This window comes from Magnetospirillum aberrantis SpK (genome assembly GCF_011022235.1).
Classification (GTDB): domain Bacteria; phylum Pseudomonadota; class Alphaproteobacteria; order Rhodospirillales; family Magnetospirillaceae; genus Magnetospirillum; species Magnetospirillum aberrantis.
Genome location: NZ_JAAIYP010000039.1, coordinates 218056 through 244893 on the forward strand (window position 1 = coordinate 218056; position 26838 = coordinate 244893).

The 26838-nt window shown below is 65.9% G+C and carries 22 protein-coding genes; 11 read left to right on the top strand and 11 right to left on the bottom strand.

Annotation, left to right across the window (positions count from 1 at the left end; all coding sequences use genetic code 11):
• Positions 1 to 65: 65 nt before the first annotated feature.
• The 4 genes from ftsZ (at position 66) to recN (ending at position 5594) form a co-directional block, all read left to right on the top strand.
• A complete protein-coding gene (ftsZ, locus tag G4223_RS14065; protein WP_163680962.1) occupies positions 66 to 1736 on the top strand; it encodes a cell division protein FtsZ in 1671 nt (556 codons plus the stop codon).
• Between the two features lie 309 nt (positions 1737 to 2045).
• Positions 2046 to 2975, top strand: coding sequence for a UDP-3-O-acyl-N-acetylglucosamine deacetylase (gene lpxC / locus G4223_RS14070; RefSeq protein ID WP_338086885.1), 930 nt, complete (start codon positions 2046 to 2048; stop codon positions 2973 to 2975).
• A 128-nt stretch (positions 2976 to 3103) separates the two neighbouring features.
• On the top strand, positions 3104 to 3922 hold the full coding sequence (locus G4223_RS14075) for an outer membrane protein assembly factor BamD (RefSeq protein ID WP_163680965.1): 819 nt from the start codon (positions 3104 to 3106) through the stop codon (positions 3920 to 3922).
• 7 nt (positions 3923 to 3929) lie between these two features.
• Positions 3930 to 5594: a DNA repair protein RecN gene (recN, locus tag G4223_RS14080; protein WP_163680967.1), complete on the top strand. Its 1665-nt coding sequence runs from the start codon at positions 3930 to 3932 to the stop codon at positions 5592 to 5594.
• Here the strand turns inward: recN and G4223_RS14085 are convergent.
• Both G4223_RS14085 and G4223_RS14090 read right to left on the bottom strand, forming a co-directional pair.
• Positions 5591 to 6595, bottom strand: a complete 1005-nt coding sequence (locus G4223_RS14085) for a CorA family divalent cation transporter (RefSeq protein WP_163680970.1) — start codon at positions 6593 to 6595, stop codon at positions 5591 to 5593. The two genes, recN and G4223_RS14085, sit on opposite strands and share 4 nt — an antisense overlap.
• Before the next feature lie 76 nt (positions 6596 to 6671).
• Positions 6672 to 7157 carry a hypothetical protein gene (locus G4223_RS14090; protein WP_163680973.1) on the bottom strand — a complete coding sequence of 162 codons (486 nt, stop codon included), beginning with the start codon at positions 7155 to 7157 and terminating at the stop codon, positions 6672 to 6674.
• Between the two features lie 152 nt (positions 7158 to 7309).
• Between G4223_RS14090 and guaA the strand changes: the two genes are divergently transcribed.
• Entirely contained in the window at positions 7310 to 8863 is a 1554-nt protein-coding gene (guaA, locus tag G4223_RS14095) for a glutamine-hydrolyzing GMP synthase (protein ID WP_163680989.1), read from the top strand.
• A 124-nt stretch (positions 8864 to 8987) separates the two neighbouring features.
• On the opposite strand, the gene G4223_RS14100 is transcribed toward guaA, so the two are convergent.
• Positions 8988 to 9686: a class I SAM-dependent DNA methyltransferase gene (locus tag G4223_RS14100; protein WP_163680992.1), complete on the bottom strand. Its 699-nt coding sequence runs from the start codon at positions 9684 to 9686 to the stop codon at positions 8988 to 8990.
• A gap of 199 nt (positions 9687 to 9885) precedes the next feature.
• Here G4223_RS14100 and purT point away from each other — a divergent pair, with 199 nt between their 5' ends.
• A complete protein-coding gene (purT, locus tag G4223_RS14105) occupies positions 9886 to 11067 on the top strand; it encodes a formate-dependent phosphoribosylglycinamide formyltransferase (RefSeq protein ID WP_163680995.1) in 1182 nt (393 codons plus the stop codon).
• Between the two features lie 6 nt (positions 11068 to 11073).
• Positions 11074 to 11424 carry an arsenate reductase gene (locus G4223_RS14110; protein WP_163680999.1) on the top strand — a complete coding sequence of 117 codons (351 nt, stop codon included), beginning with the start codon at positions 11074 to 11076 and terminating at the stop codon, positions 11422 to 11424.
• A 7-nt stretch (positions 11425 to 11431) separates the two neighbouring features.
• On the opposite strand, the gene G4223_RS14115 is transcribed toward G4223_RS14110, so the two are convergent.
• The 4 genes from G4223_RS14115 to G4223_RS14130 form a co-directional block, all read right to left on the bottom strand.
• The gene (locus tag G4223_RS14115) at positions 11432 to 12181 is read right to left on the bottom strand and encodes a M15 family metallopeptidase (protein WP_163681004.1); all 750 of its coding nucleotides are present in this window, start codon (positions 12179 to 12181) and stop codon (positions 11432 to 11434) included.
• A gap of 81 nt (positions 12182 to 12262) precedes the next feature.
• The gene (locus tag G4223_RS14120) at positions 12263 to 12454 is read right to left on the bottom strand and encodes a hypothetical protein (protein ID WP_163681006.1); all 192 of its coding nucleotides are present in this window, start codon (positions 12452 to 12454) and stop codon (positions 12263 to 12265) included.
• A 122-nt stretch (positions 12455 to 12576) separates the two neighbouring features.
• Positions 12577 to 12963, bottom strand: coding sequence for a hypothetical protein (locus tag G4223_RS14125; protein ID WP_163681008.1), 387 nt, complete (start codon positions 12961 to 12963; stop codon positions 12577 to 12579).
• Between the two features lie 81 nt (positions 12964 to 13044).
• A complete protein-coding gene (locus G4223_RS14130) occupies positions 13045 to 13245 on the bottom strand; it encodes a hypothetical protein (protein ID WP_163681012.1) in 201 nt (66 codons plus the stop codon).
• 261 nt (positions 13246 to 13506) lie between these two features.
• Between G4223_RS14130 and G4223_RS14135 the strand changes: the two genes are divergently transcribed.
• A complete protein-coding gene (locus G4223_RS14135; RefSeq protein WP_241004123.1) occupies positions 13507 to 13899 on the top strand; it encodes a bacteriohemerythrin in 393 nt (130 codons plus the stop codon).
• A 94-nt stretch (positions 13900 to 13993) separates the two neighbouring features.
• On the opposite strand, the gene G4223_RS14140 is transcribed toward G4223_RS14135, so the two are convergent.
• The 3 genes from G4223_RS14140 to G4223_RS14150 form a co-directional block, all read right to left on the bottom strand.
• Positions 13994 to 15811 carry an aminopeptidase P family protein gene (locus tag G4223_RS14140; RefSeq protein WP_163681018.1) on the bottom strand — a complete coding sequence of 606 codons (1818 nt, stop codon included), beginning with the start codon at positions 15809 to 15811 and terminating at the stop codon, positions 13994 to 13996.
• 212 nt (positions 15812 to 16023) lie between these two features.
• The gene (locus G4223_RS14145; RefSeq protein WP_163681020.1) at positions 16024 to 16323 is read right to left on the bottom strand and encodes a Dabb family protein; all 300 of its coding nucleotides are present in this window, start codon (positions 16321 to 16323) and stop codon (positions 16024 to 16026) included.
• A 24-nt stretch (positions 16324 to 16347) separates the two neighbouring features.
• Positions 16348 to 19926, bottom strand: coding sequence for a hydantoinase B/oxoprolinase family protein (locus G4223_RS14150; protein WP_163681023.1), 3579 nt, complete (start codon positions 19924 to 19926; stop codon positions 16348 to 16350).
• Between the two features lie 180 nt (positions 19927 to 20106).
• On the opposite strand from G4223_RS14150, the gene G4223_RS20275 reads away from it, so the two are divergent.
• The 3 genes from G4223_RS20275 to G4223_RS14165 all read left to right on the top strand — a co-directional run bounded on the left by G4223_RS20275 (position 20107) and on the right by G4223_RS14165 (position 24207).
• On the top strand, positions 20107 to 21798 hold the full coding sequence (locus tag G4223_RS20275; protein ID WP_163681027.1) for a methyl-accepting chemotaxis protein: 1692 nt from the start codon (positions 20107 to 20109) through the stop codon (positions 21796 to 21798).
• A gap of 153 nt (positions 21799 to 21951) precedes the next feature.
• Positions 21952 to 23646 carry a methyl-accepting chemotaxis protein gene (locus G4223_RS14160; protein WP_163681029.1) on the top strand — a complete coding sequence of 565 codons (1695 nt, stop codon included), beginning with the start codon at positions 21952 to 21954 and terminating at the stop codon, positions 23644 to 23646.
• Between the two features lie 72 nt (positions 23647 to 23718).
• Positions 23719 to 24207, top strand: coding sequence for a prolyl-tRNA synthetase associated domain-containing protein (locus G4223_RS14165; RefSeq protein ID WP_163681032.1), 489 nt, complete (start codon positions 23719 to 23721; stop codon positions 24205 to 24207).
• A 41-nt stretch (positions 24208 to 24248) separates the two neighbouring features.
• On the opposite strand, the gene G4223_RS14170 is transcribed toward G4223_RS14165, so the two are convergent.
• Positions 24249 to 26828, bottom strand: a complete 2580-nt coding sequence (locus G4223_RS14170; RefSeq protein WP_163681034.1) for an ATP-binding protein — start codon at positions 26826 to 26828, stop codon at positions 24249 to 24251.
• Positions 26829 to 26838: the final 10 nt, after the last annotated feature.

The following is a 26838-nucleotide window of genomic DNA, read 5'->3' on the forward strand; positions in this document are numbered from 1 at the left end:
GAACACGGAAATACCCCATTACAACGGCCGCGAAAACAGACGGCCAACAGCGCGGAGGGTACAATATGTTGACTTTTCTTCCGGGTGCGCCCGCGGAACTTAAGCCCAAGATCACCGTAGTCGGCGTCGGCGGCGCCGGTGGCAACGCCGTCAACAACATGATTTCGTCCAAGCTGGAAGGCGTCGAGTTCATCGTCGCCAACACCGACGCCCAGGCGATCGCCCAGTCGCGCACCGAACGGCGCGTGCAGTTGGGCACCGTGGTCACCCAAGGATTGGGCGCCGGCTCGCGTCCCGACATCGGCCGCGCCGCCGCCGAGGAAAGCCTTGAGGAGATCATCGCCCAGATCACCGGCGCCAACATGGTGTTTATCACCGCCGGCATGGGTGGCGGCACCGGATCGGGCGCCGCCCCGGTCATCGCCCAGGCCGCGCGCGAGCAGAACATCCTGACCGTCGGCGTGGTGACCAAGCCCTTCCACTTTGAAGGCGCGCACCGCATGCGCACCGCCGAAGCAGCCATCGAGGAACTGTCGCAATACGTCGACACCTTGATCATCATCCCCAACCAGAACCTGTTCCGCATCGCCACCGAACGCACCACCTTCGCCGACGCCTTCAAGATGGCCGACGACGTGCTGTATTCCGGCGTGCGCGGTGTCACCGACCTGATGGTGATGCCCGGCCTGATCAACCTGGATTTCGCCGACATCCGCACGGTGATGAGCGAGATGGGCAAGGCCATGATGGGCACCGGCGAGGCCGAGGGCGACAAGCGCGCCATCGCCGCCGCCGAAGCCGCCATCAGCAACCCGCTGTTGGATGACACCTCGATGAAGGGCGCCAAGGGCGTGCTGATCAACATCACCGGCGGCCTGGACATGACCTTGTTCGAGGTGGACGAGGCGGCCAACCGCATCCGCGACGAGGTCGACCCCGACGCCAACATCATCTTCGGCTCGACCTTCGACGAAAAGCTGAACGGCAAGATGCGCGTCTCGGTGGTCGCCACCGGCATCGCCTCGGAAGCCGCCGCCCAGCCCAAGCCGACGGTGATCTCGCTGGCTCCGCAACAGGCCTCCCCGGCCCAGATGCGCACCGCTCCGGCCCAACAGCCCGCCTTCCGTCCTTCGGTGGTGAGTTCGCAGGCCGCTCCGGCGCCGGAACCGGCGGTCGCCCGCGTCAAGACCGCCCCGATGTCCTCTGCCGCGACCATGCAGGCCGTGGCGTTTGAGACTTCGGTCGACGCCGTCGAACAGGAACAGCCCGCCACCCGTGCCGAAATGCGCGTCGAGCGCCCGGAACCGGCCTATCAGCCGGAAATGCGCATGGAACAGCCCCAGCCCCGCGCCGCCGCCCAGGTCCGCGAGGAAATGCCCGTCCGTGAGCAGTTGCGGGTCGATCCCGACATGGCGCCGTTGCCGTCGCATCAGCCGGACATGGCGTCCCTGACCCGCGCCGTCAGCGACATCGCCGACAGCCACCACCCCTCTCATCAGGCGCCGCACGCCCGCCACGCCGAGCAAGAACCGCGCCGCATGGGCGGATTGTTCGACCTGTTGCGCCGCCCGGCCCGCCAGCCGGCCCAGCACGAGCCGGTTCAACCGGCCGCCCCGGCCCAGCAGGCCGCGCCGCAGCAGGCGCAGCCGCGCATGGCCAGCCGTGGCGAACCGGCCACCGCCCGCTCGGCCGAGGATCTGGACATCCCCGCTTTCCTGCGCCGTCAGGCCAACTGACGCATCGGAAAACGGAATCCGCGCTGAATGACCGACTTGGGTCCGGTCGCCGCCAACGCGGCCGGACCCACTCTTTCCCCGTGGCATCAGGGTCGGTTGCCGCGGTGTAACAAAGCGAAACAATGATTGATTTGAGGGATTGAGAGGGCAGCGGTAGAACAGCAGCATCGAAACAGGGCCCTGGGTCCAGGCCAAACGGCGAAAGCCGAAGCCGCCCGCGGGTAAGGATGGGGTGAAGTCGTGAAGTTCTCCAAGACCGACAAAGTCGCCGCCTTCAAGTCCTCCTCCGAAATTTCAGAGCATACCGTCATTCGCCAGCGAACCCTCAAGACCGCCATCGGCTGCACCGGCATCGGACTTCATTCCGGCGCCAAGGTCACCATGGTTCTCCACCCCGCCGAGGCCGATTTCGGCATCCAGTTCAAGCGCACCGACATCGCCGGCCGTGGCGCCATCGTTCCCGCCTTGTGGTCGAACGTGGGCGACACCCGCATGAACACCTGCCTGGTCAACGAGACCGGCGCCCAGGTGGGTACCGTCGAGCACCTGATGAGTGCGCTGGCCGGATCGGGCATCGACAATTGCCTGATCGAGATCAACGGCGCCGAGGTGCCGGTGATGGACGGCTCGGCCGCGCCCTTCCTGTTCCTGATCGAATGCGCCGGCACCGTCGAACAGGACGCGCCGCGCCGCGCCATCCGCGTGCTGAAGCGCGTCACCGTCACCGACGGCGAGAAGATGGCCTCGCTCAGCCCGGCCAACGGTTTCTCGCTGCGCTTCGAAATCGACTTCGCCAGCCAGGCCATCGCGCGCCAGGAATTCTTCGTCGCCCTGTCCAGGGGCAGCTTCAAGTCGGAAATCAGCCGCGCGCGGACCTTCGGCTTCGAACAGGAAGTGGCCATGCTGCGTGCCCACGGTCTGGCCCGCGGCGGTTCGCTGGACAACGCGGTGGTCATCGACAGCACCGGCACCAAGGTTCTGAACGACGACGGTTTGCGCTATGGCGACGAATTCGTCCGCCACAAGATCCTGGACGCGGTGGGCGACCTGTCGCTGGCCGGCGCCCCGATCATTGGCGCTTTCCATGGCATCCGTTCCGGCCATGCGCTGAACAACCAGTTGCTGCGTGCCCTGTTCGCCGATCAGACCGCCTGGGCCTACACCCCCGTAGCCCCCGGCTCGGCCGCCGCTGGCGGTTATGCCCTGCCGGCTCCCGACGCCCTGGTGGTCAACGGCTGATCTTCTTTCCAGAGGGTCCCTCCACTGGACGAACGCCCCCGCCTTTCCCGGAAAGGCGGGGGTTTTTCTTGGCCGCTGCCGTGGTATAGTCGCGACCACTCGGCACCCTGCCTTGCCCAAGGAAGTCCATGACCGGTTTCGTCTCCGCCCTTCGCCGTCCGCGTCTCGGCCTGCTGGCCCTGGCCGTCGCCGCCACATTGGCCGCCTGTTCCGACAAGAAAGAGGAATATGTCGAGCGCCCGGTCGAGGAGCTCTACAACGAGGCCATGGATCTGGTCGAAAAGAACGAATACCAGAAAGCGGCCAAGGCCTTCGAAGAGGTGGAACGTCAGCACCCCTATTCGGTGTGGGCGACCAAGGCCCAGATGATGGCCGCCTATGTGCTGTACGAGCGCAACAAATATGACGACGCGCTGATCCAGTTGGACCGCTTCATCCAACTGCATCCCGGCAACAAGGACACGCCCTACGCCTATTACCTCAAGGGCCTGTGCTATTACGAACAGATCACCGACGTCCATCGCGACCAGAAGATGACCGAACAGGCCATGAAGTCGCTGCAAGAGGTGATCGACCGTTTCCCCGCCAGTTCCTACGCCAAGGACGCACGGCTCAAGGTCGATTTGGCCCGCGACCACCTGGCCGGCAAGGAAATGGCCATCGGCCGCTATTACCAGAGCCTGGGCCAGTGGCTGGCCGCCATCAACCGCTACAAGATCGTCGTGGAGAGCTATCAGACCACCACCCACGTCCCCGAGGCGTTGTTGCGGCTGGTCGAAATCTACACCACCCTTGGCCTTGACGACGAAGCCAAGAAGGCCGCCGCCGTTCTGGGCCACAACTTCCCCGGCAGCGATTGGTACGAGGACGCCTACGCCCTGGTCCGCACCGGCAAGAACGCCTCGCAGCAGGAAGAGGAATCCTCGGGCTGGCTGGGGCTTTGGTGATCCGGCCATGCTGGTTTCGCTGTCGATCCGCGACGTCGTCCTGATCGAAAAGCTCGACCTTGGTTTCGGGGCGGGCTTGTCGGTATTCACCGGCGAGACCGGCGCCGGCAAGTCCATCTTGCTCGATTCCCTGTCCCTGGCCCTGGGGGCGCGCGCCGATTCCGGTCTGGTGCGCCACGGTGCGCCGCAATTGTCGGTGATCGCCGAGTTCGACCCGCCGCCGTTCCATCCCGCCCGCGTGTTGCTGGCCGCCCAGGACATGGATGTGGCCGATTGCCCGCTGGTGCTGCGCCGGGTGGTCACCGCCGACGGCCGCTCGCGCGCCTATGTCAACGACGCCCCGGTCAGCGTCGGGTTGTTGCGCAAGGTCGGCGACGAACTGGTGGAAATCCACGGCCAGTTCGAAAGCCACGGCCTGTTGGACCCCGCCACCCATCTGTCGGTTCTGGACGCCTTCGCCGCCTCGGGCGAGGCCCGCCGCGCCACCCGCACCGCCTGGGATGCGTGGCGAGCCGCCGCCAAGACCCGCACCGAGGCCGAGGAAACCCTGAAGCGGGCGCGGGCCGAGGAAGAGGCCCTGCGCCACGCCCATGACGAGTTGAAGGCCCTGGACCCCAAGCCCGGAGAGGATGCCGAACTGGCGGCCAGCCGTGCCCTGTTGCAGCATGGCGAGAAGCTGGTCGAGGCCATGAACACCGCCATGGCCGCCCTGCGCGCCAAGGGCGAGGTCGAGGCATCCTTGCGCAGCGCCCAGCGCAGCCTGGAGCGTGTGGCGTCCTTGGCCGAGGGCAAGCTGGAGCCGGTGATCGCCGCCCTGGACCGCGCCGCCGTGGAAGCGGCCGAGGCGGTCGGCCAGTTGGAACACGTCTCGGCCGACATCGACATGGACCCGCGCCATCTGGAAAAGGTCGAGGAGCGGCTGTTCGCCCTGCGCGCCGCCGCCCGCAAGCACATGATCGAGGTGGACCAGTTGGCCGCGCTCAAGGCCGATCTGGCCGCCAAGCTGGCGGCGCTGGATGGCGGCGGCGACGATCTGGCCAAGCTGGCCAAGGCCGAACAAGCCACCCGCACCGCCTATGTGGAGGCCGCTCGTGCCCTGTCCAAGCTACGCGCCGAGGCCGCCGGGCGGCTGGACGTGGCGGTGGCCGCCGAACTGCCGCCGCTGAAACTGGACAAGGCCCGCTTCACCACTGGCGTCGTCACGCTGGAGGAAAACGGCTGGGGGCCGGACGGTCTCAATTCCGTGGAATTCCTGGTGTCCACCAACCCCGGCGCGCCGCCGTCGGGATTGGGCAAGATCGCCTCGGGCGGCGAGCTGTCGCGCTTCATGCTGGCGCTGAAAGTGGTGCTGGCCCGCACCTCGCCCACCCCCACCATCGTCTTCGACGAAGTGGATTCCGGCATCGGCGGCGCCGTCGCCGCCGCCGTGGGCGAGCGTCTGGCCCGTCTGGGCACCGATTTGCAGGTGCTGGTGGTCACCCACTCGCCGCAGGTGGCGGCACGCGGCCGCCAGCACTACAAGGTGTCCAAGCGTGAGGTCGAGGCCGGCAAGGTGCTGACCGGCGTCGCCGAGCTTGCGCGCGACGAACGGCGCGAGGAAATCGCCCGCATGCTGGCCGGCGAAACCGTCACCGACCAGGCCCGCGCCGCCGCCGACAGCCTGATGGCCTAAACCCAATCCTTGCGCCTGAAGTACACCACCACCGCCACCGCTACCGCCGCCATGCCGGCCAGCACCCACCAGAACGCCCAGCCGTCATGCAGTCCGGGCAGACCGGCGACGTTCATGCCGAAGATGCTGGCGACCAGATTGAGCGGCAGCATGATCGTGGACAGCACCGACAGGATGTAGAGGTTGCGACTGGACCGTTCGCCGTTGCGGGCCGAGAATTCTTCGTGCAGCAGCCGCGATTGCTCGACGCATTCCTGAAGGTCGCCGATGGCGCGCTCGACCCGCGTCAAAAGCGGATCGAAGCGTTCGCCCTCGTCGTCCTTGACCCAAGGGGGCAGCGCGTTCTGGGCGCGGGCCAGCAACAGCCGCAACGGCATGGCCCGCCGCCTGAGCTTGATGGCGTCGCGGCGGATGGCGCCCAGTTCACCGGCGACGCCGTCCAGTTCGTCGTCCAGCACCAGATCCTCGAGCACGTCGAAACGGCGGCGGATCTTGCGCCCCACCGCCTCGATGTCGGCGATGCTTTCTTCCAGAAGCGCCAGGAACAGCGCCGGCGAACTGCCCGGTGCCGCCCCCACTTCAAGGCGGAAGCGCAAGCGGTCGGTGGCGGCCAGCGGCCGCCACCGCGCGGTGATCAGCCGATCCGGGGCCAACCACAGATGCAGGTCGCCCAATTCCTGGACGGCAGCATCGAACTCCCGCAACCGGTCCTCAAGGATGATCAGACAGCCGTTGCCCAACACCTGGGCGCCCACGTCCTCGTTGCGATCCAGCAAGGTGGCCGCCAGTTGCGGCGCCAGTCCCGAATGACGCAACACCCATTGCCGCCCCGGTTCGGTCGCCAGATTGACGTGCAGCCAGACATAGTCGGCGTCACGGGCGGCCGCCTCCAGGCCCGAGGCGCGGAAAGGCGTGGCCCGGCCGTCTTTCACGGCGAAGGCGTAGACGATGCCGGCCTCTTCAAGGGTGGAGGCGGCGCCCGATGGCACGGACAGGCTCACGGCGTCCTCTTGCTGGCGGATCCCTGGTTATATCCGCCGAAGCACGCCCAGGCTCAAGTTGCAGGAATGTGACAGATCACGACGGCCCGACCCAGGTCAGCCGCTCGGCCTCGCGCAGGACGCCCGCCCCCTCCAGCTTGGCCAGGTCGCCAAGGAAGCGCCGCAACTCGGCCGGGTCGCCGGACAGGCGGTTCACCGGGCCGGGGTGCACGCCCAGACCATGGGCGGCGATCAGCTTGGCCTCGACCTCGGGGGTGGGTTCCAGCAACACAACCTGATCCTTGCTCAGGCGGGCCAACAACACCACGTTGCGCTCGGCCTGGTAATCGGCCAGCCACAGCGCGCCCAGCGGGGCCAGCCGCACCTCGCCACCGGCGTCGACGCGATAGGCGGAATCGGCCTGGTTCCACGACAGCACCAATTCGCTGCCATCGGCGCGGCGCCAGCGTCCGTCCTTCATCGCCTCGGCGCGCACGCCGTTGGTCACCACCGGCGCACGAGTCTCGTAGCACCCCGACAACAGCACGGCCAAAACGGGCAAGAACACGAACAGCGGACGCATGACGACACTCCGACGGTTGATGATGTCAGTTTAGCGCGGATCGTGCATGGCCGAATTGACCGCGCGCAAGCGGGCGATGCTTGCCCCGCCGCGACGGCGTCGCTAAAGTCCGCTCCGCGCGCTTTTCCCAATTCCGCCAAAGGCCTTTGTCCATGACCGACCGCGTCCTCATCCTCGATTTCGGCAGCCAGGTGACCCAGCTGATCGCGCGCCGTGTGCGCGAAAGCGGCGTCTATTGCGAAATTCACCCGTTCAACAAGGTGACCGCCGACAGCCTAGCCGCCTTCGGCCCCAAGGCGATCATCCTGTCGGGCGGCCCGTCCAGCGTGACCGAGGAAGGAAGCCCCCGTGCCCCCGAGGCGGTGTGGAGCTTCGGCGTCCCCGTTCTGGGCATCTGTTATGGTCAGCAGACCATGTGCGAGCAGTTGGGCGGCAAGGTCGAGCCGGGCGACCATCGCGAATTCGGCCGCGCCTATGTGGACATCAAGGAAGATTGTGCGCTGTTCCATGGCGTGTGGGCCAGGGGCGGCCGCGAACAGGTGTGGATGAGCCACGGCGACCGCGTCACCAAGCTGCCCGAGGGGTTCCGCGCCGTGGCGGTGTCCGAGGGCGCGCCCTATGCCGCCATCGCCAATGACGACCGCCGCTTCTATGCCGTGCAGTTCCACCCCGAGGTGGTGCACACCCCGCACGGTGCCCAGCTTTTGAAGAACTTCACCCACGACGTGGCGGGCTGCACCGGCGACTGGACCATGGCCGCCTTCAAGCAACAGGCCATCGAGAAGATCCGTGCCCAGGTGGGCAAGGGCCGGGTGATCTGCGGCCTGTCGGGCGGCGTCGATTCGTCCGTGGTCGCCGCCCTGATCCACGAAGCCATCGGCGACCAGTTGACCTGCGTCTATGTGGATCACGGCCTGATGCGCCTGGGCGAAAGCGAACAGGTGGTGAGCGTGTTCCGCGACCGCTTCAACATCAATCTGGTGCACAAGGACGCCTCCGAGCTGTTCCTGGGCCGGCTTGCCGGCATGACCGACCCGGAACAGAAGCGCAAGACCATCGGCGCCTTGTTCATCGACGTGTTCGAGGAAGAGGCCAAGAAGGTGGGCGGCGCCGACTTCCTGGCCCAGGGCACGCTGTACCCCGACGTCATCGAATCGGTCAGCGTGATCGGCGGCCCCAGCGTCACCATCAAGAGCCACCACAATGTCGGTGGCCTGCCCGAGCGCATGAACATGAAGCTGGTGGAGCCCTTGCGCGAATTGTTCAAGGACGAGGTTCGCGCGCTGGGCCGTGAACTGGGCCTGCCCGAGGAAATGGTCGGCCGCCATCCCTTCCCCGGACCGGGTCTGGCCATCCGCATCCCCGGCCAGGACATCACCCGCGACAAGCTGGAAATCCTCAAGAAGGCCGACGCCATCTATCTCGAGGAAATCCGCAACGCCGGCCTTTATGACGCCATCTGGCAGGCCTTCACCGTGCTGTTGCCGGTGCGCACCGTCGGCGTGATGGGCGACAGCCGCTCCTATGACTACGCCTGCGCGTTGCGCGCCGTCACCTCGACCGATGGCATGACCGCCGATTTCTACCCCTTCGACATGGCCTTCCTGGGCCGCGTGGCCAACCGCATCATCAACGAGGTCAAGGGCATCAACCGCGTGACCTACGACGTGACCAGCAAGCCGCCGGGGACGATTGAATGGGAATGAATTTTCAATCACTTAGCTTGGATGAGAGGGCGCCGCGAGGCGCCTTCTTGCTGTGGGGAGAGGCTGGGCCTGATATCCCATCGTGTGATTCCATATGTTGGGATGGAATAAGGGTGACCGACGATTAGCCATTTTCCGTCGTGCGGCCCCCCAGGATGAACTGGACAGCCAAAGGGATATCCGGCCCCCGCCGGCTCACCTTGAACGGCAGCGGCGGTGGCAGATCGCGAGGGCACCAGTCGCGGCACTGGAGCGGCACCAGCCCCGTTTCGGCAAAAGCATCCCGGTACTCGTCGAAGCCATGGGCCGCTACCGGCATACGCACTTCCATCCCCTCGGCAACGAAATGCGCGGCCACCCCGCCAATGGCCAGCGAGGGGTGGATTTCCACGATGGCGACCCGCCCCCCGGGACGCAGCAGGCGCCGGGCCTGGGCCAAGGGCGGGCGCAAATCCCCCACGTGTTCCAGCGCCAGACAGAACAGCACCAGATCGGCGCCTGTCGCCGCCGCTGCGGGCAGCGGCTGCTCCATATCGTGGCGGATCAAGGTGAAAGCCGGGTCTCGCCGGCGGGCCTGGGCCAACATGCCCTTCGACAAATCGCAACCGGACAGACGTTCCGCCCCAAGATGTTTCAATAGAGCCAGATTGCGCCCGGTGCCGCAGCCGAACTCGAACACGCTGCCACCGGCCGCCAAGGGAGCCAACGAAGCGACCGCGTGGCCGGCGACGAACAGCATGGGATTGTCGTAATCGTCATAAAGTCCGGCCCAGCGATCATAGGCGGCTTCGACGGACAGGTGCAGGGTGGGATGATCTGACATGGCTTGCCCTTGTCGGGGAGACCGTCCCGATTCGGAGCAAGTAGTTTTCCGGCCAAGGACCGTTCAGCTCCGCCAGAGCTGGACAATCATACCAAGGCACCGGAGAGGACTCAACACCACCCGTATTTTGCGTTCGACCGCCCCCGCCAACTGCCACTATAAGGCTGGACGCGTGCAGGCACTCTGGAGGACAAGGACCATGGCCGCCATCGCCAAGATATTGCTGTTGGGTTCCGGCGAACTGGGACGGGAATTCGTGATTTCCGCCAAGCGCCTGGGCGCCCATGTGGTGGCCTGCGATTCCTATGCCCATGCTCCGGCCATGCAGGTGGCGGATCAGGCCGAGGTGTTCTCGATGCTGGACGGCGCCGCCCTGGCCGCCGCCATCGAACGTCACCAACCCGACCTGATCGTCCCCGAGGTCGAGGCCATCCGCACCGAGATCCTGAAGGACTTCGAGGACAAGGGCTTCGCCGTGGTGCCGTCGGCACGGGCCACCCTGATGACCATGAACCGCGACCGCATCCGCGAGGTGGCGGCGACCGAACTGGGGCTGCCGACCTCTCGTTACCTTTACGCCGAAACGCTGGAGGAGATGCGCGCGGCGGTGACCGAGATCGGCGTGCCCTGCGTGGTCAAGCCGGTGATGTCGTCGTCGGGCAAGGGGCAAAGCGTGGTGCGCGACCAAAGCGCCGCCGTTTCCGCCTGGGAATACGCCGTGGCCGGCATGCGCGGCGACCGCAAGCGGGTCATTGTCGAAGGCTTCATCGACTTCGACTACGAAATCACCCTTTTGACCGTCCGCACCCGCGACGGCGTGGTGTTCTGCGATCCCATCGGCCACCGCCAGGAACGCGGCGACTATCAGGAAAGCTGGCAACCCACCGCCATGGCCCCGGCCGCCGTGGCCGAGGCCCAGCGTCAGGCCAAGGCGGTGGTGGACAATCTGGGCGGGTTCGGCCTGTTCGGCGTCGAGTTCTTCGTCAAAGGCGAACAGGTGATCTTTTCCGAATTGTCGCCGCGCCCGCACGACACCGGCATGGTCACCCTGATCTCGCAGAACCTGACCGAGTTCGACCTGCATGCCCGCGCCATCCTGGGTCTGCCCATCCCGTCCATCACCCAGCACGGTCCCGCCGCCTCGGCGGTGATCCTGGCGGACCGCGAAGCCCATGACTTCACCGTGTCCGGCCTGGCCGAGGCGTTGATCCCCACCGTTGCCGGCATCGACGTGGACGTGCGTATTTTCAGCAAGCCGACCACCCGGCCCTATCGCCGCATGGGCGTCGCCCTGGCGCTGGCCCGCGAGGGCGACACCGACACCGCCCGCCGGGCGGCCCGCGAGGCGGCGGCCAAGATCAGGCTGAGTTATCGGGAGTAGCCGTTCATGACCGTCGTCATCCACGGCATCAAGGCCTGCGACACCATGAAGAAGGCGCTCACCTGGCTGGACGCCCATGCCGTCGCCTACACCTTCCACGATTACAAGAAGGACGGCGCCGACCGTTCCGACCTGGAACGCTGGTGCGCCTCCTTAGGCTGGGAAAAGGTGCTGAACCGCGCCGGCACCACCTTTCGCAAGGTGCCCGAGCACGCGCGGAGCGACCTGGACGAGACCAAGGCCATCGCCTTGATGCTGGCCCAACCCAGCATGATCAAGCGCCCGATCCTGGAAGGCCCCGACATCCTGGAGGCCGGTTTCAAGCCCGAGCGTTACGCCGCCCTGTTCGGCGGCTGAGCATCCCCTATTCCACCGGCACGTCGAAATAGCTGTCGGGATAGGGCTCGGGCCGATAGGTGAAGTGCCAGTATTCCTCGGGGATGCCGCCGAAACCGCGCGCCGCCATCGCTTCGGCCAGCAGCTTGCGGTTGGCCTGGGCGGTGGCCGTGACCTCGGTCGAGGCGGGGTGCGACAACGGATCGAAGCAATCGTAGCCGGTCCCCAGATCCAAACCGCCATCGGCGAAACGCAAACCATAGGGCGCGGTGCAGGCCACCAACGGCTGCCCCGGCCGATAGCTTTGGGCCGGCAAGGCGCCGGGACCGGTCAAGGTGACATCGACGGTCGAGCCGCGCGAATGGCCCGAGCGTTCGGCGATATAGCCCAGCCGGAACAGATCGCGCTTGTCCACACCCGGATAGAATTCCGCCTGCGTCACAATGTCATTCACGTCGCGCGCCCAGCGGACGAAATGGTTCACCGCCCGTTGCGGGCGATAGCATTCGAACACGATAAGCCCCAGCCCCAAGGCCCGCAGATCGTCCTGAACCCCCTTGAGCGCCAGGGCGGCGGGACGGGTCAGCCAGCATTCGCCGTTGACGTAGCCGTCAATGGGGCGGCCGACGAAATTGTGCGCCCCCACATAGCGCATGTCCTGATTAATGGTGGGATCGACCTCGCGCAGCCTGACGAAGTCAGCGGGCAAACCATCCGCGAGTGCTGGCGCGGCGACTGACGACAGGGCAACGGCGACGATAGCGGCAAGACGGCGCATGGCGTTGTTTCCCCTTCCCCCCTGGGAAGGAAGATGCTCCCACGCTCGCCATGGCAAGGCAACCCTTCGATGAGGTCGCCTTCAATGTGTCGGCGACCCCAGACGGCCGCACAAGTGGGTCAGGGTGTGCCGCATGTCGGGACAGTTGGGGCCCAGGCGCGCCGCCAAATCAAGGGCGCGCTGGCGGTCGATGGCGGAACCCTGCCATTCCCGACGCAGGATGTCGGCCAATTCCAACCAATTGCGATCAGTCGAGCTAATGGTCCATTCCATGCTTCGCCTCCCGAAGGGAGCAACACCACGCGACCATCACAGCACGGACGCCCCCGCCACGACGAACGGGCGATGGGATGACAGACCTTTTCCGCCCCCTCTCTTCCGAAAGCATGGGGCGTTCATTTGAAGATATAAGGTTCGACCCCATGGCGACGGGCCAGATGCTGGATCAGGAACTTGGCCAGGGTGTAAGAGACGGTGACGAAACGCAACCGGGTCCATTGCCCGGTATGCCCCACCACCTCGCCCCGGACCGTCATGGCCCGCGACAGCTCCAACTGGCGGCCTTCCCGCGGGAACAGCGTCAGGCCCAACTCGGCCCCGATCACGGCATCGATCCGCCCGACCCGCATGCCGCCCACGGAAACGTCATGGACCTCAAGCAGCTTGTCGCCGATCCGAGCCATGATACCGTGGTCTTCGAACCGTTGATACTGGCGGCGATCAGCGCCCTCGTGGGCACGCAGCACATTGGCCGCCCTGATCCGATGAAGATGGTCTTTCATGGTTCCTGCCTGGCTGAGAAGCCGTTCATAGCATCTCCAGGTAAACCACTTTTGCTACGCGCCGTGAATAGGTGATAAACGCTAGCGATAGCGTTTCGCCAGCGACGCGGCCAGGTCGGCCGCCAGCCAGGAACAGGCCAGATGCGACGAACAGGCCCGGCGGCCGTTACAGGCCAGAGCCTCGTCGACAGCCGCCGCAAGCTGCCGATGGTCCATCCCCTCGGCCAGACCAGTGATGGAAATCAATCGGTTCAAGCAATGACGGTGTTCTTGTTCGGCCATGGTCGCGCCCCCCTGGCGGTCGATGACAAGGTCATTGTGCATCACCCGCCGAGCATGCCCAACCACGCAACCAGACGAGCGGTGGGCGCGTTGGTAGCAAGTCGTGCCCCCAAGGGATAAGGCATTGTGCGCAACGTTCCGGGCAAGCCTTGCGTTTCTTGCACCCACGGTAACCACAAAACAAATAGGTATTTTATTGCCACCTATAGCGGCATTTCGGCATTATGCCGCCCCGGCGGGACTTGGTGAGGAATGGGCACGATGTCGGTGATCGAATGGCATGACGGATTGAACGTGGGAGTGGCTTTCATGGACCACGACCATACAGAAGCGGCAAACGCCATCAACGCCATGGCCCAGGCCTCGGGGCAGGATCGTCTGGTCCAGTTGGACCATTTCATCGACCATTGCCGCGACCATTTCGCCCGCGAAGAGGTGTTGATGGGCAAGGTCGGCTTTTTCGCCCTGGGATGTCATCAGGGCGAACACCAGCGCGTCCTGGCCGAATTGGCCCAGGTCCGCGAGCGCTTAGCCGGCGGCGACCAACAAGACGAATATTTCACCCGCGCGTTGCCGCAATGGCTGATGAACCATCGCAACACCATGGATTTCGTCACCGCCGAATTCGCCCGCGCCGCCGGCTACAGCGAATAGCTATTGACCCGGCATGGAGAAGTCTCCATGCCGGGTCAATAAAGCGGCCGTTGAGGGCGCGGCCAAGCGCCCAGATGGGCGCGCCCGGCGAGGGTCAATAAAGCGGCGCGCAGGCGCCGGCCAGCCATGTCCGGGTGGCATCGTCCAGCAACGGCGCCAAGGTCGCCTCGACCCGTGCATGATAGGCGTCCACCCAGGCCCGTTCCTCGGCATCCAACAGATCGGGAACGACCAGCGCCCGATCATAGGGAACCAGGGTCAGGGTCTCGAACGCCAAAAGCTCGCGCTCGCCCCCTGGCGGTCCGTCCGCCGCGACCACCGCCAGCAGGTTTTCGGTGCGGATGCCATAGGCGCCGGACTTGTAATATCCGGGCTCGTTGGACAGCACCATTCCAGACTTCAACGCCGCCGCGCCCACCCCCAGCTTGGAAATGCGCTGCGGCCCCTCATGCACCGACAGGAACGAGCCGACACCGTGGCCGGTGCCGTGGTCATAGTCCAGCCCGTGCCGCCACAACGGCTGACGCGCCAGCACGTCAAGCTGGCTGCCGGTGGTTCCTGTGGGAAACAGGGCGCGGGAGATCGCCACATGGCCCTTCAGAACCAGGGTGAAACGTTCCCGTTCCTCTGGCCCTGGTTCCCGTCCGCCCCCGCGCACGAACACGGTTCGTGTGATGTCGGTGGTGCCGTCCAGGTATTGCGCCCCGGAATCCAGCAAGAACAGTTCGCCAGGAAGCAGCGTGCGATTGCTGGCGGGCGTGGCCCGGTAATGGACGATGGCGCCGTGCGGCCCCGAACCGGCGATGGTGGGAAAGGACAGGCCGCGAAAATGCTCGCCCTCGGCACGCAACGTCTCGAGTCGGGCGGCGGCGGCCAGTTCGTCCACGCCCGCGCGCCCCTCCAACCATGCCAGGAAACGGACCACCGCCACGCCGTCGCGCAGATGGGCGACCCGCGCCCCGGCCAGTTCCACCGGATTCTTGCAGGCCTTGGGCAACACGCACGGGTCGGCGCCGCGATCCACCTGGGCGCCGGCCGCCGACAGGCGGTCGAAGAACGCCGAAGCCGCCGCATTCGGATCAACCCGCACCCGCTTGCCAGCCAGAAGGTCCAACGCCGCCGGCAACTCGGACGGCTGGCGAATGTCCACCTCGGGCCCCAGATGGTCGCGGACCGCATCACTCAGTTTGGCGTCGTCCACGAACAGCGCCGCCCGACCATCGGCGTAAAGCAAGGCGAAGCACAGCGGCAGCGGCGTATAGGGCACGTCGCCGCCTCGGATGTTCAGTAACCAGGCGATGGAACTGGGGTCGGTCAGCACGACGGCGTCAAGCCGGTCGGCACGCAGGATTTCCGCCATGTCGCCCCGCTTTTCCTGCGACGACCGACCAGCGAAGGTCATGGCATGGACGGCCAGGGGGGCGACCGGCGGCGGCGGCCGTTCGTTCCACACCGCGTCCAGCGGATTGTCCAGACAGGCCACCAGCACGGCCCCAGCCCGTTCGGCGGCGTTGTGCAACGCCTCGACCTGATCGGCGGTATGCAGCCACGGGTCATAACCCAGGCGGTCGCCGGCCCGCAGCCGATCGGCCAGCCAGCGCGATGGCGGGCAATCCACCAGATGCACCGGTTCGAACCGTTCGGTGTCCACCTCGGCCCGAACCTGAAGGGTGTAACGGCCATCCACGAACACCGCCGCCTGGGTCGCCAGCACCACCGCCATGCCGGCCGAACCGGTGAAGCCGGTCAGCCATGCCAGACGGCGGGCATTGGGGGCGACGTATTCGCCCTGATGTTCGTCGGCACGCGGCACCACGAACCCCGAAAGCCCACGCGCCGCCAGCATGGCGCGCAAGGCATCCAGGCGGGCACCGGGCACCGGGCCCGAGGGAATTTCGTCGTCGTCGTCCATGATCGCATCCTTTGTTTCCGCCCGACCTTAAGCGGCCAGAGACGGAGCGGCAAGGCGCTGCCATTGCCGTTTGAGAATGCTGCGATGCAAAAACACCCTTTCCATCACCCCCGCGACAGGCTTAATCTTATCCGCGCCGCTTTTTCGGAAGCGGACGAAGGGGTGCACCGACAGGCCCTGGAAACGCCTTGTCGTTGCGCCCCTTTTAAGCTTCAGGCTTCGTAATCCACCACCCGCCGTTCGCATCGCGCCGCCCGCACCACCGGAGCGGCTTTTTCGTGTTCGGGGTGGTGATGATAGGCCTCGAGCGCGGCGCGGTCGGAAAACTCGGAATACAAGACCACGTCGGCGGCGTCGGCGGCACCGCTGACGTCGATCCCCACCTCGAGACGCAGCAAACCGGGGATCCGACCGTTCAGCGCCTCCAGCGCCTGCTTGATTTCCAGGGCCTGAGCGTGCCGCTCGGCCGAGCTCTCGCCGTTCATGCGCCAGAACACGATGTGCTTGATCATTCCCCGTTCACCTCGCTGAACCTGTCAAACCTGTTGCCGGCCATGGCCGCCGCCGCCCGGCGTCTCGATCACGAACACGTCGCCCGGCGCCATCTCGACCAGCGCGGTGCCGCCCAACACCTCGACCGTGCCGTCGGCGCGTTCGACGCTGTTGCGGCCCGGCAGGCCGTTGCCGCCGCCGGCCAGTCCGAATGGCGCCACCCGCCGCCGGTTGGAAAGGATTCCGGCGGTCATGGGTTCCAGGAACCTGAGCCGGCGTACCACGCCGTCGCCACCGCGATGTGCCCCCTCGCCCCCCGAACCGCGGCGGATGGCGAAACCGTCCACCAGAACCGGGAAACGCCATTCCAACACTTCGGGATCGGTCAGGCGGGAGTTGGTCATATGGGTCTGGACCGCGCTGGCGCCGTCGAAATCGGCCCCAGCCCCAGCCCCGCCGCAGATGGTTTCGTAATATTGGTAGCGGTCGTCGCCGAAGGTCAGGTTGTTCATGGTGCCCTGGGAGGCCGCCATCACACCCAACGCCCCCATCAGGCAATCCACCAGGGCTTGGCTGGTTTCCACGTTACCCGCCACCACCGCCGCCGGCGGTTGGGGCGCCAGCATGCATCCCGGCGGTACGATGATCTCGAGCGGCTTGAGGCAGCCTTCGTTCAGCGGAATGGCGTCGTCGACGATACAGCGGAAAACGTACAGCACCGCCGCCCGCGTGATCGCCGTCGGCGCGTTGGAGTTTCCCGGCCGCTGGGCGCTGGTGCCGGTAAAGTCGATGGTGGCGCGCCGCGCCGCCTTGTCCACCCGCACCTGAACCTTGATGACGGCACCGTCGTCCATCTCGACCGCGAACGCGCCGTCCTCAAGCCGGGCGAGAACCCGGCGCACCGATTCCTCGGCATTGTCCTGGACATGGTTCATGTAGGCGGCAACCGTTTCGGATCCGAACAGATCAACCATGCGCAACAACTCGGCCGCGCCTTTTTCGTTGGCCGCCAACTGCGCTTGCAGGTCGGCGACGTTCTGGCGCGGGTTGCGGGCCGGATAGGGGCCGCCGGCCAGCAATTCCCGCAACTCGGCTTCGCGGAAGCGGCCATCCTTGACCAGTTGGAAATCGTCGATCAGCACGCCTTCCTGGTCGATGGTGGTGGAATCGGGCGGCATCGAGCCCGGCGTAACCCCGCCGATATCGGCATGATGGCCGCGACTGGCAACGAAGAACCTGACGGCCCCTTGGTGGAAGACCGGGGTGACCACGGTAATGTCGGGCAGGTGGGTGCCGCCGGCATAGGGCGAATTGAGGGCGAAGGAATCACCGGGCCGCAAGCTTCCGGCGCGGCTGCGCAGAATGGCCCGCACGCTTTCCCCCATGCTGCCCAGATGCACGGGAATATGGGGCGCGTTGGCCACCAGACCGCCTTCGGCGTCGAACACCGCGCAACTGAAATCCAACCGTTCCTTGATGTTGACCGAATGCGCCGTGTTGGCCAGCACCGCCCCCATCTGTTCGGCGACGCTCATGAACAGGTTGTTGAACACCTCAAGCAACACCGGATCGACACGGGTGCCGGCGGCAAATCGTTGCGGCCTAGCAACGACACGGGTCAGGACCAGATGGCGCCGGGCATTCATGGCGGCCCGCCAGCCCGGCTCAACTACGGTCGTCGCCGTGGCCTCGGTGATGATCGCCGGCCCATCCACGCTTTGCCCCGGACACAGGCGTTCCCGGTCGAAAATCAACGCGTCATGCCATTGGCCGCCACTGAAGAAGCGCTCTTGCGCCATGGCGTCGGGTTGGGTTGTCGTCGTCGGCAACTCGGCCTCGGCCAAGTCTTCGCCACCACCGGCCATCTCGATTCCCACCGCCTCGACCACCAGCGGCCGGCCATCCATGACGAAACCGAAACGAGCGTGATGGGCGGCGGCGAACGCCTGGGCCAGACGGTCCAGGTCGGCGGCATCGACCGGCAAGGCGGTATCCGATCCCTGATATTTCAGGAACACGGTCCGGGTGCCGGTCATGTCGGCACGTTCGACGCCTTGGCGTTCCAGCTCGCACCGCGCCTCGGCCTCGAGGTCGGCGAAGGCGCGGCACATGGCCTTGTGGGCATCGTCGTCCAGAACCGCCTCGATCGCCCGCTCGCGCAGCACCCGCAAGTCGGCCAGCCCCATGCCATAGGCTGACAGCACCCCGGCCAGCGGATGCAGGAACACCGTGTCCATTCCCAAAGCGTCAGCCACCAGACAGGCATGCTGGCCACCGGCCCCGCCGAAACAGGCCAGAGTATAGCGGGTGACATCATAGCCGCGCGCCACGCTGACCTGTTTGATGGCATTGGCCATGCCCAACACGGCGATGGACAGGAAGCCCTCGGCCACCTGTTCCGGGGTGCGGCCGTCACCGATTTCAGCGGCCAGGGCGGCGAAGCCTTCGCGAACCGCCACCTTGTCCAACGGCTGGTTGGCGTCGGGACCGAACAGCGCCGGAAAGAAATCAGGCCGCAGCTTGCCGACCATGACGTTGCAGTCGGTCACCGTCAGCGGCCCGCCGCGCCGGTAACAGGCCGGACCGGGATTGGCGCCGGCGGAATCGGGGCCGACCCGGAATCGGGCGCCGTCATAATGCAGGATCGAACCGCCACCGGCCGCCACCGTGTGGATGCGCATCATCGGCGCACGCAGCCGCACACCGGCGACAACCGTGTCGAAACTGCGTTCGTATTCGCCGTCATAATGGCAGACGTCGGTGGAGGTGCCGCCCATGTCGAAGCCGATCAGATGGTCGAAGCCGGCCATGGCGGCCGTCTTGACCGCACCGACCACGCCGCCCGCCGGCCCCGACAGGATGGCGTCCTTGCCCTGGAACCGCCGGGCGTCGGTCAACCCGCCCGAGCTTTGCATGAACATCAGCCGCGTGCCGCCAAGCTGGCCGGCCACCCGGTCCACATAGCGGCGCAGGATCGGCGACAGATAGGCGTCCACCACCGTGGTATCGCCGCGCCCCACCGCCTTCATCAACGGGCTGGCCTCGTGGCTCAGGCTGACCTGGGTGTAGCCGATCTCGCGCGCCAGCCTGCCGACGGCGCGTTCGTGTTCCGGGTAACGGTATCCATGCAACAACACCACGGCGACGCTGCGGATGCCCGCTTCATAGGCCTCGATCAGGTCGGCGGCGGTCTGCGCCAGATCGAGCGCGCACAACACCTCGCCGCGCGGCCCCGTACGCTCGGGCACCTCGACCACCCGCTCGTACAACATGTCCGGCAGGCGGATGGCCCGGGCGAACAGATCGGGGCGATTCTGGGTGCCTATGGCCAACAGGTCGGCGAATCCCTTGGTTACCGCCAAAAGGATCCGTTCCCCCTTGCGTTCCAGTAATGCGTTGGTGGCGACCGTGGTGCCCATCTTCACCGCCGCCACTTTTTCCGGCGGAATGGGATCGCCCTCAGCGACGCCAAGAAAGCGGCGGATGCCGGCCAGGGCCGCATCCTGATATTGCTCGGGATTTTCCGACAACAGCTTGGCCGTCGCCAATCCGCCATCGGGGCGTCGCGCCACGATGTCGGTGAAGGTGCCCCCACGATCGATCCAGAACTGCCAGCCGCCCATGCCCGCTTCTCCTGGTGAGGCGAAGATGCTAGCGCAGGAATGTGGCGCAAGGAAGCCGAACCTCCGACTATCGAAGGTGCCGGGCCCCCAACAGGATAGGGGGTATTAACCATAGGCACCGTAGGATTATCCGTCGCCAATGCCCTATACTTTATGGATAGATAAAAACGGGAGGCGACCATGCCGCACCTCATCCACAGGTTGCCTATCGGTCTAAGATTGTGGTCCATCGTAGTGCTGTCGCTGGTTGGTTTCGCGCTGGCCTTCGCCGGCGAGATGGTCAACATGGCAGACGAAACCTACGCCGCCCGCCAAGCCAAGGTCCGCAACGTCATCGAAGCCGCCCACTCCGTCGCCGCCCATTACGCCGACATGGCGGCACGCGGCACGCTGACCGAGGAACAGGCCCAGGAACAGGCCAAGGCGGCGATCGCCGCCATCCGCTATGACGGCAGCGAATACGTCTTCATCAACGACCGTTCGGGCATGACCCTGGCGCATCCCAAGGCCGAACTGGTCGGCAAGAACATGGCCGAGCTCAAGGACGCCAACGGCAAGTTGTTCCTGCGCGACATGCTGGAAATGGCCACGACCCACGCCGAGGGCGTGGTCGATTACATGTGGCCCAAGGCCGGCGCCGCCAAGCCCCAGCCCAAGATCACCTATTTCAAGGTTTTCCCGCAGTGGAACTGGCTGATTTCGTCGGGCATCTACGTCGATGACGTTCGTCAGGCGATCATGGCTCGCGCCATCCAGCGCGGCACCCTGACCGCCGCCGGTGTCGCGGTGCTGATGGCTCTGTGCTGGTGGATCGCGCACTCGCTGACCAAGCCGCTGGGCCGTTTGACCGCCACCATGAACCTTTTGGCCGAGGGCCGTCTGGACACCGAGATTCCCGACCGCGACAAAGGCGCGGAAATCGGCGCCATGGTCCAGGCCATGCAGGTGTTCAAGGACAACGCCCTGGCCATGAAACGGCTTGAGGCCGAACAGGCCGAAGCCCAGGCTCGCACCGCCGCCGAACGGCGGACGCTGATGCTGCAACTGGCCGACGACTTCGAGGCATCGGTCAAGGAAGTGGTGTCCCAGGTCGGGCAATCCGCCTCGTCGCTCAAGGGCACGGCCCAGGACATGAACTCGGCGGCCGACGAAGCCTCGCAACGTTCCGCCATGGTCGCCGCCGCCGCCGAAGAGGCCAGCGCCAACGTCCAGACCGTGGCGGTGGCCACGGAACAGCTTTCCGCCTCCATCGACGAAATCTCGATCCAGGTGCACCGTTCAAGCTCGATCGCCGAACAGGCGGTGGAAACCGCCCAACGGACCGACGCCATCGTGCGCGGATTGGCCGAAGCGGCCAACCGCATCGGCCAGGTGGTGGGGCTGATCACCGACATCGCGTCCCAGACCAACCTGTTGGCGCTGAACGCCACCATCGAGGCGGCGCGGGCCGGCGAAGCCGGCAAGGGCTTCGCGGTGGTCGCCGGCGAGGTCAAGCATCTGGCCACCCAGACCGCCAAGGCCACCGAAGAGATCACCAGCCAGATCGCCGGCGTGCAACAGGCCACCGGCGAGGCGGTAACGGCCATCGCCGCCATCTCGCAGGTGATCGGCGAGGTCAACGAGATCGCCGGCTCGATCGCGGCGGCCGTCGAGGAACAGGGCGCGGCCACCCGCGACATTTCGCGCAACACCCAGGAAGCGGCCATGGGCACCCAGAACGTGTCCGAAAACGTCGACGGCGTGCGCGCGGCGGCCGTGGAAACCGGTCGTTCCGCCGGTACGCTGCTGGTCCAGGCCGAGTCCTTGGCAACCGAGGCAAGCTCGCTGTCGCAGGCGGTGGAACAGTTCCTGGGTACTATTCGCGCGGCCTGAACAAGAAACGAAGCCCCCCGGTCCCGGTCCCGCGTCGCGGGCCGGGGCCGGGTTGTCGCCATAATCCATAAAATTCTTCGTACAATTCAACGGTGGTGTTAAATTCCGCCCCGCATACATCGAATGCCGAAGCGTCTTGTAGGGGTTCCGGGAATGAGCACGTTTTTCCGCCGCATGCCGGTGGCGGGCCGTCTGGCCGTCATCGTGGCGGTTGCCTTGGTGGGCATGTCCATCAGCGTCGCCCAATTGCTGCGCGACGCCTCCCACATCCTGCTTGAGGGACGCGAACAACAGGTTCGCTCGGTGGTCGAAAGCGCCCACGCAATCATCGCCGGCTACCAGCAACGTGCCGCCAAGGGTGAGATGGACGAGGCGGCCGCGAAGTCGGCGGCGGCCACCGCGCTTTCCATGCTGCGCTATCAGGGACAGGAATACGTCTGGGTCAACGACCTTGACGGCTTGATGATCATGCACCCCTTCGCCCCCAAGCTGGTGGGCAAGACCGTGCTCGACCTCAAGGATGCCGATGGCCAGAACTTCTTCAAGCAGATGGTCGACGTCTCACGCGCCAAAGGCTCGGGCACCGTCCATTACAAATGGAACAAGCCGGGATCGAACGAACCCTTGCCCAAGGTGTCGTTCGTCCAGGCGGTTCCCGGCTGGAACTGGATGGTCGGGTCGGGCCTTTACATGGACGACGTGCGGGCCCAGGTGCGGGAGCAGATCCTGGAACATCTGGCCCAGATCGGAGTGATCCTGGCCCTGGTGCTGGTGCTGGCCTGGATCGGCGCGCGCGCCATCGCCGTCCCGGTGCGTACGCTCACCACCGCCATGCACGATCTGGCCGGAGGCCGTCTGGACGTCGAAGTCCCGGCCCGTGACCAGGGCGCCGAAATCGGCGCCATGGCCCACGCGGTGCAGGTGTTCAAGGATAACGCCCTGGCCATGAAGCGGTTGGAAGCGGAACAGGCAGAAGCGCAAAGCCGGGCCGAGACTGAACGCAAGCGGCTGATGGAGCGTCTGGCCCAGGAATTCGAAAGCTCGGTCAAGGGTGTGGTCGGCGAGGTCGCGCAATCGGCGCAAAGCCTCAAGGGAACCGCCCAAAGCATGAGCGCCAGCGCCTCGGCCGCCACCGAACGCTCGGCCGCCGTGGCCGCCGCCGCCGAACAGGCAACCATGAACGTCGATTCGGTGGCCGCCGCCACCGAGGAATTGTCGGCGTCCATCGGCGAGATCGCCTCGCAGGTGGAACGTTCCAGCGCCATCGCCCAGGGCGCGGTCACCACCGCCCAGCGATCCGAGGAGATCGTGCGCGGACTGGCCCAGACCGCCGGCCGCATCGGCGAGGTGGTGACCCTGATCAGCGCCATCGCCGGCCAAACCAACCTGTTGGCCTTGAACGCCACCATCGAGGCGGCGCGGGCTGGTGAAGCCGGCAAGGGCTTCGCGGTGGTCGCCAACGAGGTCAAGCATCTGGCCAACCAGACCGCCAAGGCCACCGAGGAAATCGGCACCCAGATCAGCGCCGTACAGGACCAGACCCGCGAAGCGGTCGCCGCCATCGAGGACGTGACCAAGGTGATCGACCAGATCAGCGAAATCTCGTCGTCGGTCGCCGCCGCCGTCACCCAGCAAGGCGCCGCCACCCGCGAAATCTCGCGCAACACCCAAGAAGCGGCCATGGGCACCCGCCACGTTTCGGACAACGTCACCGAAGTGCGGGCCGCCGCCAGCGACACCGGCCGCGCCGCCGACGGGCTGTTGGCCGAGGCCGAAGGACTGTCCCATGGCGCGGAATCGCTGGAGGGAGCGGTAGACCGTTTCCTCGACGGCATCCGCGCCGCCTGAGCCCCAAATCCTTGACACTCCCGGCGTCCCCGTCGCCGGGAGTGTTTTCTTTCGTCCCCCACGGAAACCGCCATGGCCGCCACCCCCCAAGACCTGTTCGCCCATCTGGAACACCTGGGGATCGCGGTCACCACCCACCACCACGAGGCCGCCTTCACCGTCGAACAGGGCAACGCCATCTGGAACGGCATCCCCGGCGTGCATTGCAAGAACCTGTTCCTCAAGGACGCCAAGGCAAAGCTGTGGCTGGTGGTCGCCCCGGCCGAGCGCCGGATCGACCTTAAAGGGCTGCCGGCCCGCATCGGCTCGGCCCGGCTGTCGTTCGGCTCGGCCGAATTGCTGCGTCAGGTGCTTGGGGTCGAACCGGGATCGGTCACGCCGTTCGCCTTGATCAACGACGCCGAACGCAAGGTCTCGGTGGTGCTGGATGCCTGGATGATGGAGCAGGATCTGCTGAACTATCACCCATTGCGCAACACCATGACCACCACCATTCGCACCGCCGATTTCAGATCCTTTCTCGCCTCGACCGGCCACCGGCCCGAATTGGTGGCGCTTTAGACCCTATGTTCGCCAGCCGTTTCAGCCGGCGAACATAGGATCTAAGAATCAGTATCCCGCTCCAATCCGCGCCGCACCTCGTCCAGGGTCTCGCGCCACAACGGCACCAATCCCGAGGCCAGGGCCCGCAACCGGATGACGTCCTGGTCACGCGCCGCCTTTTCGATGGCGGCGGCGTGCTGCGACAGCCGCTCCCCCCCCCAATAACCGGCCATGCCCTTGAGGTCGTGGGCGCATTGACGTGACGCCTCGAAATCCCCCTGGCCTGCCAGATCGGCCAGACGATCGACCGAGGCTTGCCCCGTCGCCTGAAACAGATGCACCAGTTCGCCTAGAGCCGCCGGCCCCATGTGGTCGGACAATTCGCGGAACTGTCGGGCGTTCACCATGGGCGGCAGCGGCGTCTCGCCCTGGACCAGGGCCGCCATGGTCTCGAACAGGGTATGGGGGTCGATAGGTTTGCTGACATGGGCGTTCATACCCACCGCCAGACACCGTTCGGCGTCGCCCGGCATGGCATTGGCGGTCAAGGCGATGATCGGCACCGCCGCCATCGGGCCGGGCAGCCGGCGGATGGCCCGTGTCGCCCCCAATCCGTCCAGTTCCGGCATTTGCATGTCCATCAGGATCAGGTCGAAACTGCCGTGGGCTGCCTGGGCCACCGCCTCGCGACCATCGACGGCCACGGTGACCCGATGGCCGCAGCGTTCCAGAAGACCGCGCGCCACCAACACGTTGACCGGGTTGTCTTCGGCCAACAGGATGTCGAGCGGCGGCACCGACACCATGACGCGCGGCATGTCCATCGGCGGCGGCCCGGCGGCGGGGGAAAACGCCAGCCGCACCCAAAAACGGCTGCCTTGTCCGGGCTGGCTGTCCACACCGATGGCGCCGCCCTGACCTTCGACCAGCCGGCGACAAATGGCCAGTCCCAACCCGGTGCCGCCGAACCGGCGCGAAATGGAGGCGTCGGCCTGGACGAAGGATTCGAACAGCCGGGCTTTCGCCTCGGAATCGATGCCGATGCCGGTGTCGACGATCTCGAACAACACATCGACCCGACCGTCGACCGCCGCTTCGGCGGTGGCGCGCAAGGTGACATGACCGCTGTCTGTGAACTTGACCGCGTTGCCGGTCAGATTGAGCAGGACCTGCCACAACCGCCCGGAATCGCCGCTGATCCATTGCGGCAAGCCAGGATCGACGTTCCAGTTGAGCTCCAGCCCCTTTTCCGCCGCGCGCGGTTTCAACAGCCCGACCACGCCTTCGAACACGCGGACCAGACTGAAGGGGGCATCCTCGAACTCGACGCGCCCGGCCTCCAGCTTCGAGAAATCGAGGATATCGTTGATGATGGTCAGCAACGCCTCGGCCGACGACGTCAACGCCCCCATCTGACCACGCTGTTCCTCGGTCAGCGGACCTTGGGCGATCAGCCGTGCCATGCCAAGGATACCGTTCATGGGGGTACGGATCTCATGGCTCATGGTGGCGACGAAATCGCTCTTGGCCCGGTTGGCCTGTTGCAGCGCGACCTCGCGCGCTTCCGCCTCATGGGCGTTTTGTTCCAGCGCGCGGGCCATGTCGTTGAAGGCCTCGCCCAATTCGCCGATCTCGTCCTGACGATCGACCTTGACCCGCGCCCCAAGGTGACCGCCGGCCATCAGCCGCACCGCACATGTCAACGCCGACACCGAGCGCAAGATCAGCGAATTGCCGAAAGCCCAGGCCGACAGCAGCACCGCCACGGTCGCCGCCAACAGCGCCAGCAAGCCGCCGCGCAGGGCGGAATCGGCATCGGCGAAGACCATGGCCGTCGGACGCGACACCGTCACATACAAAGAATGCTCGCCATAGGGCAGGCGGCTGTAAGCCACCAGCCGTTCCTCCCGTCCCGTGCCGTGGCGGAAAGTTCCTTCGTCCCCCCCCGCCAGCACCTGATGGAAGACCGGGTCTGTGCCGCCCACCGCCGCCTCGTGGTTGGGAACCTGACCCAGGATGATGCCCTGGCTGTCATAGAGCCTGAGCTCCGCATCCGACGGCAGACGCGGCGCCAGCGTCTTGATGACCCAGGCCAAGTTGGCGCTGACCAGCATCACGCCCTGCATCCGGCCATCCTTGAAGATGGGACCGGCCACCGGAATGATCGGAGCGTTGATGATCTTGCCGAAGATGTACTCGCCGGTCACCAGCGCCTGACGTTCCACGACCTGATGGAAATAGGCGCGGTCGCGCACATGCATGCGTTCGGGCGGGCCGCTGCGGGCGGCGCAGACGATGTCGCCGTTCATGTCGATGGCGGCGAAATTGAAAAAACTGTCGGCATCGCTGACGGCATTGAACAGCAGTTCCGCCAGGCGGGCGGAACAGGCGACGCGATCCTGGGACAGCACCGCCGGATCGCGGGCCAGGAATCCGACCAGGGTCCGGGTCTGACGGTCCAGGTCGCGCTGGCTGGCGGCGACCACACGGGCGATCTGCAACACCGATTCGGCACTGCGCTCGCTGGCCGAGCGGCGCACGGTGTCGGTGTTGTAGATGATGAGACCCAAGGCCGGCAGCACGGCGATGAACACCACGACCAACAAGCGCCCTCTCAGGCCGAGACCGCCTTTCGCCATGCACTGCCTC